At 63.8% G+C, this 12,889-nt stretch carries 13 protein-coding genes; 3 read left to right on the forward strand and 10 right to left on the reverse strand.

Going from position 1 to position 12,889, the window contains the following annotated elements:
* Positions 1-125: 125 nt before the first annotated feature.
* The 3 genes from N687_RS0104265 to N687_RS0104275 are packed head-to-tail and all read right to left on the reverse strand — an operon-like array spanning position 126 to position 2,355.
* Positions 126-797: a GNAT family N-acetyltransferase gene (locus N687_RS0104265; protein ID WP_029420678.1), complete on the reverse strand. Its 672-nt coding sequence runs from the start codon at positions 795-797 to the stop codon at positions 126-128.
* Positions 798-812: 15 nt separating this feature from the next.
* Complete coding sequence (locus N687_RS0104270) at positions 813-1,478, reverse strand: GNAT family N-acetyltransferase (RefSeq protein ID WP_029420679.1); 666 nt, start codon at positions 1,476-1,478, stop codon at positions 813-815.
* Between the two features lie 25 nt (positions 1,479-1,503).
* Positions 1,504-2,355 (reverse strand): carbon-nitrogen hydrolase family protein, encoded by an 852-nt coding sequence (locus N687_RS0104275; protein WP_029420680.1) that lies wholly within the window; start codon positions 2,353-2,355, stop codon positions 1,504-1,506.
* 145 nt (positions 2,356-2,500) lie between these two features.
* On the opposite strand from N687_RS0104275, the gene N687_RS0104280 reads away from it, so the two are divergent.
* Positions 2,501-2,839 (forward strand): winged helix-turn-helix transcriptional regulator, encoded by a 339-nt coding sequence (locus N687_RS0104280; protein WP_029420681.1) that lies wholly within the window; start codon positions 2,501-2,503, stop codon positions 2,837-2,839.
* Positions 2,840-2,862: 23 nt separating this feature from the next.
* On the opposite strand, the gene N687_RS0104285 is transcribed toward N687_RS0104280, so the two are convergent.
* The 3 genes from N687_RS0104285 to oxlT all read right to left on the reverse strand — a co-directional run bounded on the left by N687_RS0104285 (position 2,863) and on the right by oxlT (position 6,384).
* The gene (locus N687_RS0104285; protein WP_029420682.1) at positions 2,863-3,183 is read right to left on the reverse strand and encodes a hypothetical protein; all 321 of its coding nucleotides are present in this window, start codon (positions 3,181-3,183) and stop codon (positions 2,863-2,865) included.
* Positions 3,184-3,424: 241 nt separating this feature from the next.
* On the reverse strand, positions 3,425-5,065 hold the full coding sequence (gene ggt / locus N687_RS0104290; RefSeq protein WP_197029200.1) for a gamma-glutamyltransferase: 1,641 nt from the start codon (positions 5,063-5,065) through the stop codon (positions 3,425-3,427).
* Positions 5,065-6,384 (reverse strand): oxalate/formate MFS antiporter, encoded by a 1,320-nt coding sequence (oxlT, locus tag N687_RS0104295; RefSeq protein ID WP_029420684.1) that lies wholly within the window; start codon positions 6,382-6,384, stop codon positions 5,065-5,067. The genes ggt and oxlT overlap by 1 nt, the downstream gene beginning before the upstream one ends.
* A gap of 384 nt (positions 6,385-6,768) precedes the next feature.
* On the opposite strand from oxlT, the gene N687_RS23685 reads away from it, so the two are divergent.
* Together N687_RS23685 and N687_RS0104300 are read left to right on the forward strand one after the other, a co-directional pair.
* The gene (locus N687_RS23685; RefSeq protein ID WP_156040027.1) at positions 6,769-6,906 is read left to right on the forward strand and encodes a hypothetical protein; all 138 of its coding nucleotides are present in this window, start codon (positions 6,769-6,771) and stop codon (positions 6,904-6,906) included.
* Positions 6,906-7,133, forward strand: coding sequence for a response regulator transcription factor (locus N687_RS0104300; protein WP_029420685.1), 228 nt, complete (start codon positions 6,906-6,908; stop codon positions 7,131-7,133). Before N687_RS23685 ends, N687_RS0104300 begins: the two co-directional genes overlap by 1 nt.
* 246 nt (positions 7,134-7,379) lie before the next feature.
* On the opposite strand, the gene N687_RS25265 is transcribed toward N687_RS0104300, so the two are convergent.
* The 4 genes from N687_RS25265 to cobA all read right to left on the reverse strand — a co-directional run bounded on the left by N687_RS25265 (position 7,380) and on the right by cobA (position 12,888).
* Complete coding sequence (locus tag N687_RS25265) at positions 7,380-8,837, reverse strand: helix-turn-helix transcriptional regulator (RefSeq protein WP_331280154.1); 1,458 nt, start codon at positions 8,835-8,837, stop codon at positions 7,380-7,382.
* Complete coding sequence (locus tag N687_RS22815; RefSeq protein WP_035462051.1) at positions 8,837-10,336, reverse strand: ATP-binding protein; 1,500 nt, start codon at positions 10,334-10,336, stop codon at positions 8,837-8,839. Before N687_RS22815 ends, N687_RS25265 begins: the two co-directional genes overlap by 1 nt.
* A gap of 84 nt (positions 10,337-10,420) precedes the next feature.
* Positions 10,421-11,296, reverse strand: coding sequence for a sirohydrochlorin chelatase (locus tag N687_RS0104320; RefSeq protein ID WP_035462052.1), 876 nt, complete (start codon positions 11,294-11,296; stop codon positions 10,421-10,423).
* Complete coding sequence (gene cobA / locus N687_RS0104325; RefSeq protein WP_051662936.1) at positions 11,293-12,888, reverse strand: uroporphyrinogen-III C-methyltransferase; 1,596 nt, start codon at positions 12,886-12,888, stop codon at positions 11,293-11,295. Before cobA ends, N687_RS0104320 begins: the two co-directional genes overlap by 4 nt.
* Between the last annotated feature and the right edge of the window lies 1 nt (position 12,889).

Consider the following 12,889-nt stretch of genomic DNA (forward strand, 5'->3'; position numbering starts at 1 on the left):
GACAATATACCGGCGGCCCCATTCTGGCGGGATGCTGCTGTGCATGTTACGGCGCGCTCACGGGCTTTCACGGCGACGGCCCACTTCACCCGCAATACGATCTTCCCCTAGCGACACCATGGCGCTCACAAGCCTGCCAGCGCGACCGTCCCGAGCGCCCGCAGGTCGGCGACCATCCGATGCCACGATTGCGGCTTGTTGGGCAGCACCGTGTAATACCGCTCCAGAAACGACGCCACGAGCGACGCATCGATCACCGATTGGTCTTCGTCGGACGGCCAGAAGCACAGGTCCAGATTTCCGACCGCTTCCCCGTCGTTCTGCCAGGACGGGTGCACGTAAAGGAAGTCAAGCCGGCGGAATCCGAGGTGGGAAAGTACCTCCCGGCGGACGACGGGGTGCATCACAGTCAGTCCGCCGAAATCGTGCTGCGAGATGCGCTGCGGATCGTAAACTTCGGCAAACAACCCGATCAGCCGCCGGCCGCTTTCCGCCGCCCACGCCTCCATGTCGCGCAGGCGATGGCGCCACAGCAAACGCCCCACCGACCGCCCGGGCTCGGTGATGATGGTAAAATCAATCATGCCCACTTCGAGATCCGGGTAATACCGGTACTCGGTCGCGCCCACGACCTGGCCATCCTCCACGGCCACCACCACGCGCAATCCCTCGTCTGCCAACGGCTCCGCCCATTCGTCGAACGCGAGCACTTCCTCCGGCGGAAACACCCGTTGCAGGAGTGCGTACAGGTCGGCAAAGCGCGGATCGTCGATGCGGGTGACGCGGTGAAGCTCCATATCCACTCCTCCTTTTCACGCAAGGAACGGGTTTTTCCATTCCATCAACACGGCGTGGTTGCGGGATTCCTCATCCTCCAGGTAGCCTGGCACCACCGCCACCGGCGTGCGTCCGCAGCGCAGTAGGAACGTCAAAACCGGGTCCTGAAGATCTCCCCGGACCACCGCATCCACGTACGCCTCGGGACACATCCGGTCGGCCACTCGGTGGTAGCCCGGCATGCGGCCCCCGCCCAACAACCGGATGAGGCGCTTATGCACCACCAGGTGATACATGGACTGCATCAACCACTTACCGAGGCCGAGCCGGCGGTAGCGTGGCCGTACGCTGATGTCGACCACGTACAGGGTGTCGCCGTCCGGCCGGTGCGTGCGGATGTATCCCTCGTCCGTCATCTCCGCCCAGGTGTGGCGGGGAGCGGCGGGATCGAACCGCACCATCATCGTCGTCATCGATCCTGCCAGCTCTCCCTCCACCTCAACGCACAGGGCCCCCTCGGGGAAACGCGTCACATGCTCCCTCAACTGTGTCTCGTTCCACCAAAGCTCGGAAGGGAACGGGGGCGGAAAGCACTCGCGCTGGATGTCGATGAGCCCGTCGAAATCCGCCTCCGTGTAGTTGCGGATGCGGGCGCGGCGCGGCGTGGCGCCATCAAACACGTACCATTCCTGGCGGTACATGGGGACCTCCTCCTCGTCCCTGGCGTCAACGAATCTCCCCATACAGGTTTGGCCGGCGATCCTGCCACGTGCGCACGGAACCGCGATCGCGATGGCGGCGCAGAAGTTCCAGGTCGAGATCGGCGGTGATGATCATGTCCTGGTTCACCTCGCCCTCCGCCAGGACGCCCCCCGGTGGGAACGGCAAATCGTTCGGCGTGACGACGACCGCCTGGCCCACGTTGGACCGCATCCAATCGACCGTCGGCAGAGCACCCACGGTGCCGGTGGTGATGACGTACACCTGATCCTCGATGGCCCGTGCGTGACTGCAGTAACGCACTCGGTAAAACCCGTGCTTGTCGTCGGTGCAGCTCGGGCAAAACAGCACGTCTGCACCGCGCGCCCGCGCCATTCTGGCGAGCTCCGGAAACTCGATGTCATAGCATACGAGGATGGCGATACGCCCGCCTTCAGTTTCGAACACCTGCAGGGCGTCCCCCGGATGGATGCGCCACTCCTCCACCTCCGTCGGCGTCAGGTGCAGCTTGGGCTGCTCATGGACGGTGCCATCGGGTGTGAACAGATGCGCCACGTTGTACAGCCGGCCACCGCGCTCGATGATGTGCGTGCCCCCGATGAGATACATGCCGTGATCCCGAGCCAACCCCCGAAACAGGTCCAGATAGGCGGGTGTGAACGAGGGCAGCGCCTCAATGGGCAGGGCCTCTGCCTTACTGTCCCCGATGGACATCAGCTGCGTCGTGAACAGCTCCGGGAAGAGCACGTACTGTGCGGAAAACTCCGCCGCGGCCTTGACGTAATGGGTCACTTGGCGTGCAAAATCGTCAAAATGAGAGATGGTGTGCAGATGGTGCTGCACCGCGGATACGCGCATGGTCATGGGCATCTCCGTCCTTTCCAACGGCGATTATGGGTGATACAATCCCACAAGGCAAGTACGTACAATCGGGAACCATAGTATCCAAGAGGGAAGTAGCTTGGGCGTGAGGAGCCCATGTGCCCATTGGGAGGTGAGACGGATGGGGGATGCCGCATTTCGGGAAGCGGTGGAGACAACGTTAAGCGTGATCGGCGGGAAGTGGAAACCGATGATTCTTTGCCACCTGCAGGACGGGGTGCTCCGATTTGGCGAGCTGCAGCGCCGCCTCGGCGGAATCACGGCCAAGATGTTGACACAGCAGCTGCGGGAACTGGAACAGGACGGCCTCGTGCACCGTGAGGTGCATGCTCAGATCCCACCGTGGGTGGAGTATTCCCTTACCGAGCTCGGACGCACGACCAAGTCCGTGTTGGAGGCCATGTCGGCCTGGGGCCGCGCGTACCGAGCCGAACTGTCTGGACTCCACCGGGCGGAGTGACGCGCCGTGGGCTGCATTTACCGTCACCCGCCGGCAAGAGCCCCCAGTGCGGCCAACGCCGCCTCCGCCGCGCTGCGGATGGACGCGGGTGCCTGCTCCACATCGATCACGCGCACCCGCGCGATGTCCGCCCCTTTCTTTCCCGGTTCCACAGGGCGCTCCAGGCAGCGGACGTTGATCTCCAGCTGATTCGGGTCATCCGCCCGGTCCAGCCCCACCAAGCACTGCACACCGCGCCCGCCTTCCACCCGGTCCATCGAGAAGATCCGCTCGTGCTGCTTCGAAAACCCGTGGCGCAACAGAATCTCCTGCGCCTGTTGCAATTGACTCATGGCGATCCGCAAACGCCGCCCCTCCCTTCACGTGACTAGTATCATCCAGAGATCCCTATTCGAGTACCCGAACCGTGACGGGAAGCGTGAGGCCCAAACACGCCGGAATGCTCACAAAACGGACTCGAATCACCATGGAACCTCCTCCACACGAGATGGGCGAAAGAAAAGGGAACACACATTCGAACCTGTCAGTGAAAAGGTGACACGGTAGTCCTCATGATATCGCACAGCCTGGCGAAGCGCACATGTATCAGAACCCTGCCGCCATGCCGTCACCACGGGGATCTGCCCCCCCATGACGGACTCCAGAGCGCGGGTCAATCCAGATGGCTTGGGCATGGCCCATGCGATCATCCCACGGGTCCACCATCACCACGTCGTGACCCCTACGGACCAACTCTTCGACAACATGCACGGGAATTCTTGACTCCAGATACACGTGGGTGCTCTGTTCCCCCCATGTGCGCCCATAGAGCCAACGTGGTGCATCAATCGCCGTTTGAATATCCATGCCCATGTCCAGGATCCGCGTGACCAGAGCCGCTTGTGTCTGAGGTTGTCCGTCTCCCCCCATGGTTCCGTACACCATCTCCAATGCACCATCCCCATGAAGAACCATGGCAGGATTCAACGTGTGGAAAGGGCGCTTTCCAGGTGCAATCCCGTTGGGGTGTCCCGGACTCAGGACGAAAGAGCAACCTCTGTTCTGAAGCAGTACACCCGTATTCCCCGCTACGACCCCAGAACCAAAATCGAAATACAAACTTTGTATCATGGACACGGCGTTCCCCCGTTCATCGACCACACCCAGCCATACGGTGTCCCCTTCCACCATCGCTGATTTGCTCACAGTTGCGGCCGTGTCGATGTCGATCCGCTTCGCATACTCCGCCGCGCGGGTCTTGGAGAGCAGGGCGTTCAAGGGAACTTCTGCAAAATTCGGATCGGCCACCAGGTCCCTGTCGGCAAACACACACTTGGTGGCCTCAATCATCAAGTGATAATAGTCGGCAGAGCCATCGGATATATCGTTAACAGGAAAACATTCCAGTATGTTCAATAGCGCCAAGGAAAGGATCCCTTGACTCGGAGGCGGGACGTTCAGAACGGTCCAGTCCCTGAAACGGGTGGTCAACGGTTTTGTCCACTCGCACCGGTAGTGAGCAAAGTCCTCTTCCTCCAGGAGACCGCCCAAACGCTCTAATTCTCTACAAATCTCCTTTGCAACCCACCCCTCGTAGAACGCCTCTCGGCCGCCCGTTGCAATCTGCGACAACGTATTCGCGAGTTCGACCTGCACAAAGCGTTCGCCCCGGCCATAAGGAGAACCATCGGGCTTCAAGAATGTTTTTCGGAATCCAGCAAAACGTTCCAGACCCCCAGACACCACTGACGCCCTGCCGATGGCCTTACGCAACCACACTGCATGGCTTGGCGACACTGGAAAACCGTGCTCGGCATAGTAGATGGCGTCACGAAACAGCGAAGAGAATGGCTTCCGGCCACCCAACCTTTCCTTGGAGTACCTGTATGCCTCGCACCACCCATCCACGGCCCCCGGCACCGTCACGACCGACAGCGGACCCCGCCTGGGAATGGCGTCTTCCACACCCGCGCTCCGCAACGTCTGGAAATTGCACTGGCGGCCGGCTGTGCCCGCTGCAATCAGAGCGTCCACATCACCGGTGTTCGCGTCATAGAAAAGCCAAAAGCTGTCTCCCCCCACACCGTTCATGTGCGGATACACCACGGCCAATACTGTGGCGGCCGCCAAGGCGGCCTCAACCGCATTGCCTCCGTCGCGCAACACGGACAACCCCGATGACGTCGCCAACCAGTGGGGAGACGTAACCATTCCGCGCGGCGCGAGAACACTGCGAAAGCCTTGCATCAACCTTCCACCCCTTCCATGCGCACCGGGAGAGACCTGGATCCGGTTGTCCGCTGCGCCCAGCGTGCCCTCGCAGGACGCAGCACGACGAAGGCGAGGAATGCGGTCAGGAGGTCCAATGAAGCCACGAGTAAAAAGACCGGTGTCCAACTCCCGGTCACCTCGCGGAGGTAAGCGGAAAAAGGACCTCCCAGTAACGAACCGATCCCTTGCGCAATGTACAAAAACCCGTAGTTTTGGGTTGCATATCTGGGTCCAAACGTGTCCGTCAATGTCGCGGGAAACAACGAAAAAATCTCTCCCCATCCAAAGAACGCCAGACTCGTTAGCAACACGAACGCCACCGGGTGGTTCCTCAACCCGAGCAACAGCAGAATCGCACCCGCCTCCAACGTGAATGCCAATGTCATCGTGGCTTCACGTCCAATTCTGTCGGAAACCCATCCAAAGAAGGGCCGAGTCAGACCGTTCGCCAGACGTGAAAGCGTCAGCGACAGCGGCAGGGCGCTCATCCCGAAGACCAGTGCTCCACTGACCCCAAAATCCTTGGCAAACGGGCCCACTTCCGACGTGATCATCAATCCGCTCGTGGACAGAAGAGACATCATGAGGAACATCAACCAAAACAGTGGCGTCCGCAGCACCACCTGCGGCGGATGGCTCATGTCGTGCGTGTCCGTGGCGAACGAGACCTCTTGGGCGTCACCGCGATCCCGTTTGTCGGAAACGACAGACGTCGTCGGTGGTTTCTTCAAACCCTGGGCGGCGACAAGAACCACCATCCCCTGAACAACGCCAAACCAAACCAAGGTTGAGGCGTATCCGTAGGCCTTCAAACTGTGGGTGATGGGAAACGTCGTCAGAATTGCGCCCATTCCGTATCCGGCCGCGACCAAACCGCTCGCCAAACCGCGTCGATCCGGAAACCACCGGACCATCAGCCCGACAATGCCCACGTAGACGATGCCAGTGCCGAGCCCCCCCATCACCCCGTAGGACAGATAGAGCGCGAACACGCTTTGCGCGAAGGCAGCCAATACCCAGCTGAATCCTGTCAACACCCCTCCGAAGGCAATCAGACGGCGCGGACCAAAATGCTCAATCAGATAAGCCTGCACCGGTGAAAACCATGTCTGAACTACCACCAGCAGCGTGAATGTCACCTGGAGCACGGTCAGCCCAACATCGAACCGCGACTGCAAATCCCCCACAAACAACGTCCAGGTGTACTGAGGACTGGAGATGGCCATCATGCACACAATTCCAAGAACTAACTGGACCCACCTGGTCGATCCGATGGTCGTACGGCTCTCCTTCATCTTGTACAACCTCCCTATGGCTGCCATTGCGCCTTGGTCCCTTCGCCCCTGCAACGTAATGTCAATTTACATGCATAAAACTTACCACACCCTTCACAATCATGCGTGCACGGTGTCAGTATACGAAACATGAACCACAATTCACAACATGTAATGTTAGTTTTCATTACATTAATTCGTTATCTGACACAGAGGCAGACGCACCGAGATAATGCTCGCCCCATCGCGTGCGTTCCTTTGGAGCACGGACTGGCATGTGGTGTTCGAACTCGGTGAAGGCCGTCAGGACGAGACGGAACTCACCCTTCTGCACGGCGGCTGGGCCGCGGACAAAGCGACACGATTCGGACAACCTCATACCGCCCTGAGGCCCTGACAACCCTCGTGGTCCAACTGCAAGCCCTGCGCGTGCGTGTCCGTCAGGACAGGGAGGGCTCCGCATCGCAGCTGGACGAACTCGTCGCCGTCGTCCGCCGGAGCTTTCAGGACGTGCGCCGGAAGACGAGGACGCCGGTGCGCTGATGGACGCCATCCGCGTGGTGCACCGCGGACATGCGCTGTACCGGACGGGGGCGGCCGCGGAAGTGCTGGGACGGATCGTGCAGAGTCCGCATGAAGAACCTTTCAGTAGAGAAGGAGAAGAAATGGAGTACCTCGGGGAACGCGGTGACATAGGAGACGTCGCGGAACCCCTCACCGACCGCGAATTGGAGGTATTGCAGGAGATGGCGTGGGGGTTACAAAACTAAGTCGCAAGCAAGAAAACATCCACCGCGTGACAGACAACCGCGCGCGGCCGTTTGAGATATCCTCCCGTAAGAACCCGTTGAGGCTGACGCTCCAACACCTGTGTCGATTCGCACAGGAGCTCAAAGAAGGAATCTCCACGTGCAGTATGCGAAAGATGTCGTCATCGGCATCGTTCTGCTCGTCTGGGTGGCCCAACGCCAACTTCGCCCAGGGCCGCGCAGCCGTTCGCTAGTCTGGACAGGCAGCTACACCCCGAGATTTTTGCGCGCCCACTCGATGGCGCTCCAGCGGTCGGAAACGGTCAGTTTTTGGTAGATGTGGTGGATGTGCGTCTTCACCGTCCCCAAAGAGATGCCGAGGTGCTTCGCAATCACCCGGCTCGGCATGCCGGCTGCCATCAACATCAACACCTCCCGCTCCTTGTCCGTCAATCCCTCTACCAGCCCTCCGTCCGGCCGACCGACAGAGACACCTCGGGCGGCCGACGCGGACAGCGTACCCGCCCGGTCCGAACCTCTCGCCGCGGCCTCGAGCCGCTTGCGCGCCATGGCCAAGGCCGGGGTGGCGCCGATCCGTTCGAAGTACGCGCACACCTCACGCATCTCCGCCTCGGCTTCGGCGGTGCCGCCGAGCCACGTGCTCCTACTCAACCGGATCAGCGCCAGCTCAAAGGGAAACTGGCAGCGTTCGGCCAGCGCCATGGCGTGCTCGAAATGCGCCCTGGCCGTGTTTCGGTCCTGAACAAGGGCGGCGAGTTCGCCGAGTTTCCGGTGGGCCTCCATGAGGGTAAGGCTGGAGCGCACGGCCTCGGCGTCCTGGAGGGCCATTTCGGCTTCCTGCCGCGCCCGGACAGGGTCGCCAAACGCCTGATAGTACACCGCACAGGCCAGACGGACGTTCGCCCGGAAAAATGGTGCAGCGTTGAGGGCGGGCCAGCGCAGAGCCGCCTCCATCCACGCTCGTGCCCGCGCCTCGTTCCCCAGGGCGGTGTACAGCTCCACCCGCAAGGCATGCACGAGCACCATCAGGTTGCTGGTGATGGCGAACGGTTCGTCGGGTTCCATGGGTGCCAAGGATTCGAAGAAAGGCCGCGCTTCTTCGGGGGCCCCGCTGATGAGCAGGACCCGGCCGGCATAATACGCGAGCGTTCCCTCCATCGCGGCAGGGGAGGATCGAACCGCCTCCACCAAGTTGTGATAGGCGCTCTGCCAATCGCCTCGGAAGAAATCGTAGACCCCGGTCAACGAAAACCCGCGTCCGAGGCGGGAATACCCTGTCAGCCGCCACGCCCGATACTCGAGTTCCCGAAGCCTTTGGGCGGCTTGATCGAGCTCCTCCGGCCGCTCGGCCGGCCCCACCACCCGCACCAGGGTCTCGTCCCACGCCGCCACCACGGCGCTGGCGTAGTCGCGAAGCTGCACTGCCCCGTCCACGGCGCGCGCGCACCCGTCCGCCGCCTCCGCCAAGTGTCCCTGCAGGAAATGAAGGACCATCGCGGTGACCCCGATCTCCATACGTGCCGGGGGCAAGGCCCGCTTCGAGATGCGCTGGAGCAGTGCCCCGGCTTCCTCCAACTGGCCGACCGTGACATACGTGTGGATGAGCAGCATGGCCATCCGTGGAAACCCGGCCGGCCCGCCGAACAGGTCCTGCTCCAGGCGCCGGTACTCCGGGTCGTCCAACATCCCCTCCTGGGCCGCCATCAGGTCCAGGGCTTCCTGCAGGAAGCGGGGATCGTTGATCCGCTTGTACGCGGCCGCCCGCAGGTACCGCGCCCACAGGGCGATGGCCGGCCGCCCTGCGGCCTGTGCGGCCGACTCCGCCTCCTGGCAGACCGCGGCCACCTGTTCCGGGGGCTCCACCGGCAGACTTCGCGCCAATTTGAGGAGGATCTCAGGCCGATCCGCGTGTCCCTCCGGCAACCGTTCCAACGCGCGCAAATAGCGGGTCCTCGCCTGGGCCAAGGCCCCAGCACCCGCGCTCGATCGCCAGCGGCACAGAAGTACGCGGCGGCCCGCGGATCGCCCGCCTGGCTCAGATGGTGAGCAATTGTATCGAGGTCCACATCGCCGCGGCCCGCCAGCACCTCCGCAATTCGCGCGTGACACCGGCGACGGCGCGCGCCGCGCAAGTGCTGAAGCAAGAACTCCCTGTACAGCGCGTGCACGAACACCATCTCGTTCCCCTGCGTGCCCTCCGGATGGATGACATGGAGCGCTACGGCTGCATCGAGCGCGTCCGACAGGTCCTCCTCGGACATCGGTGCCACGACCTCCGCCAAATCGGCATAACTGAACCATTCTCCCAGCAACGCGGCGGTCTCCAGCACCTCCAAAGCCCCTGCAGGCAACCGCTGCAGACGGCTGTCGATGGCCTGTTGGAGTGTTTCCGGCAGCGGATCGTCCGGCATGGGCACGCGCCCGGTCCGGAGGAAAGGCTCCGTCAATTCCCGCACGAACAGGGCGAGCCCGGAGGTGCGCGCGTAGACCCGATCCGCGATCTCGGCGAGAGAAGCGCCAGACGCCGCGGCAGCATCCGCCCAGGTTCCCCGCGCGCCCGCAGCGGGCTCGCGCCGGACCTGCGCCCAGCCTTCCTTCACCGTTTTATCCAATAATTCTGCCACTTCTTCCCGAGTCAATCGCCTCATCCGAATCCGTACCGCTCCGTACCGCACCATTTCGGGCAACAAGTGCCAAAGCGGGTGCCTTCGCGTCAATTCATCCGTACGATACGTTCCGATGACGAGGACTGGCCAGTCCCGCAACTGGGTCACCAGGTGGCGCAGGATGTCCAGGGAGGCCGTGTCCGCAGCGTGCACATCCTCGATGTGCACGGCCAAGGGCTGACCCCGGTGGCCCAACCAGTGGGCTATCATCCCCGCCACCTCGTGGGCCGACCATTGGCTGGGCGAGGAACCGAACGGAGCCGGCAGGGTGTCGCGATCCCATCCCTTGTCCTGGTGCAATCGCCGGATCATGTCCAGCCAAGGGCCAAAGGGCGGATTTTCGTCGCCTCCCAGGCAGTACGCCGTGACCGATGATGTGCTGGTGCGCGACAGAACCTGTCGCACGAGGGAGGTCTTGCCGGCGCCCGCCTCCCCGTTCACGATGACCACACCCCCGTGGCCCGTTTCGGCGGACCGCACACGCTCCATCAGTTCAGCCTGCTCTTGGCGCATGCCGATATAGGGAAACCTCTCCAAGGAAGATTATCCCTATCGAAAAATGGGCTACATTTATAATATTCTCACACTTAGCAGGCGCTATCAAGCGCACTCCACGCCGCGTCAAAGCGGCTGCAAAGCTTCCCACGCCATGACCGCCCGTTCGGCCAGTACCTGCGAAACCACCGGATCCGGTCCGAGCGGCGGTGCCACGACCCACGGCGGGCTCCCTTGGACAGGTCCCCCCGCCCCACCGGTGCTCGTGTGGGCCAGCGGCTCGACGCCACCGGTCTCGAACGCGCCATCCGATCCTGCGTGCCATGCTGCTCGAAGGCGCTCGGGCAGTGTCTGCGTCAGGTAGCCGTCAAACAGCAGATACGGCAAGACCACCACCCGCTTCGGCCGCTCCGCCGCCAACCGACTCGCGGCCGTCTCCACCGCCGCACCGCGCCCGGCCAGCACGCCTGCGGCGAACCGCTCGGCGCCGCACATCTGCCCAATGTCTGCCGCCATCCGCAGGAACGCCTCGTGGGCCTCCTCGTCCCGGTTCCCCCGCCCCACCACCAGCAGGGCGTCCCCGGGTGCCATCCATCCCGCCGCGCGACACCGCTGGGCCGCCAACGCCACAAGCCGGTGATCCTCCCCCAACACCGGCCCGAGACAGACCTCAGCATCCGGATGCGTGCGGACGAACGCCTCCACTTGGGCCGGGAGGTCGGTCTTCCAGTGACCCCCCGCGAACAAGAGCACCGGGATCAGCGCGATGTGCCGGACGCCCCGTGCGTACAGAGCCGCGAGAGCGGCTGGAACCTCGGGATCGCGCAGTTCCAAATACGCGATCTCCACCACCGCCGACCGCACCACCGCCCTGGGCAGCTTCGCCGCCGCCTGGTGCACGGTCCGCAGAAACATTTCGGTGCCCGCCTCACTGCGCGTGCCGTGACCGACGAACAGCAATGCCTGGGATCCTGCCCTACGCCGGTCGACCCGCGCCTTCATCGTCCCGCCTCCCACGCGCCGATGGCGCCTTGGATGTCCGCGCCTCCGCCGTCCGCCAGCCGCCACAGAACGGCCTCCTGGCCGCCCACGCACACCGGTACCGCCGCCACGTCTCCGAGCCACGTGCGGCACACCGCGCGCCACACCGCTGCGGAGACCGGTGAGAGGGCCCACACGAGATCGATCCCGCAGGATCCCCCGGACGCGCCGGATGTACTGGTGGTACCGAACGCTCCACCGCTCGCATGCTCCACGTCCGCCAGCATCCGCTGCAGGCGCAGCCGAATCGCGGCGACATCCGTCTGCCACAGCCGAAGGCTCCGAGGGGCCGGCAGATCCGCTGCCAGCTGATAACGCCTCACCGACGCCACCGGATTCGGCAGGCCATCCACCGCCTCCAGCCACACGGCCCCGGCTTCCGCCGGCAGGACCCCTTCCCCGTCCGCGCCCTGTTCCAGTGTCACGTCCGGGCTCAGCCCGATGCCCGCCAGCGCTTCGGCCGCCTCCCACCCTTCCGTGACCAGGTACACCCGAGCGAGTGCACGCGCGTCGGCCCCCGTGGAACGGAGCGCCTGCCACACCGTCTCGACGCCGATGGCCGTCCGAAACCACCAGACGACGCGGCCATGGTCCCCTTCGCGCTCCGCCCCTGTTGACCCCATCGCGCTGGCGGCCCACTCCGCCGCCGCGTCGCGATGGACCACCGCGGCCGACGCCAGGGGGAGGTCGACCGCCTCCGCCCCGAGCGCCTCGAGGGACTCCGCGCCCTCCAGCGTGATGGAAGAGGACTCCCCGATGACGATCACCCGCCGGCCGAACAGGGGCTGACGTTCGAACCAGGCAAGGGACGGCTGCTGTGCAGCGGCCTCGCCGATGACGATGACGGCGGGATTCCGCAGCCCCGCCGTCCGCACCGCCGCCGGAAGGTCAATCAACGTTGCCCGCACGGTGCGCTGGGCGGCGCGGGTCCCCCAGCGGATGACGGCGGCCGGCGTGTCGGGCGATTGGCCCGCGGCGATCAGCCGATCCACGATGGATTGCAGCGCCCCCATCCCCATCAGGATGATGAGCGTGCCGGCCCATTGGGCGAGTCCCGCCCAGTCGATCCCGCTGGAACTCTGACACTCGTGCCCCGTCACCACGGTGAACCCGGCCGCCACGCCACGCACCGTCACTGGAATGCCCGCAAAGGCGGGCACGGCGAGCGCCGAGGTGACCCCCGGAACCACCTGCCACGGGATGCCCGCCGCCTCCAGCGCCAGCGCCTCTTCGGCGCCGCGGCCGAACACGAACGGATCGCCCCCCTTCAGACGGACGACCGTCTTGCCCGCTTTTGCCAGGCGGATCAACAGCGCCTCAATCTCGCGCTGGGACACCCGGTGATGCCCGGCCTCCTTGCCGACGTCGTACACCTCTGCATCCGGACGGGCGTAGCGCAACAGCCGCGAAGGCGCCAGGTGATCCATCACGATGGCGTCCGCCTCGGCCAGCGCGCGCCGGCCGCGTAGGGTGAGGAGACCGGCGTCCCCTGGCCCGGCGCCGACGAGAAACACGGTGCCGGTGGTCGCGTGCCATCCCCTGCGCCGTGCCATG

The organism is Alicyclobacillus macrosporangiidus CPP55 (assembly GCF_000702485.1).
GTDB classification, from domain to species: Bacteria; Bacillota; Bacilli; order Alicyclobacillales; family Alicyclobacillaceae; genus Alicyclobacillus_H; species Alicyclobacillus_H macrosporangiidus_B.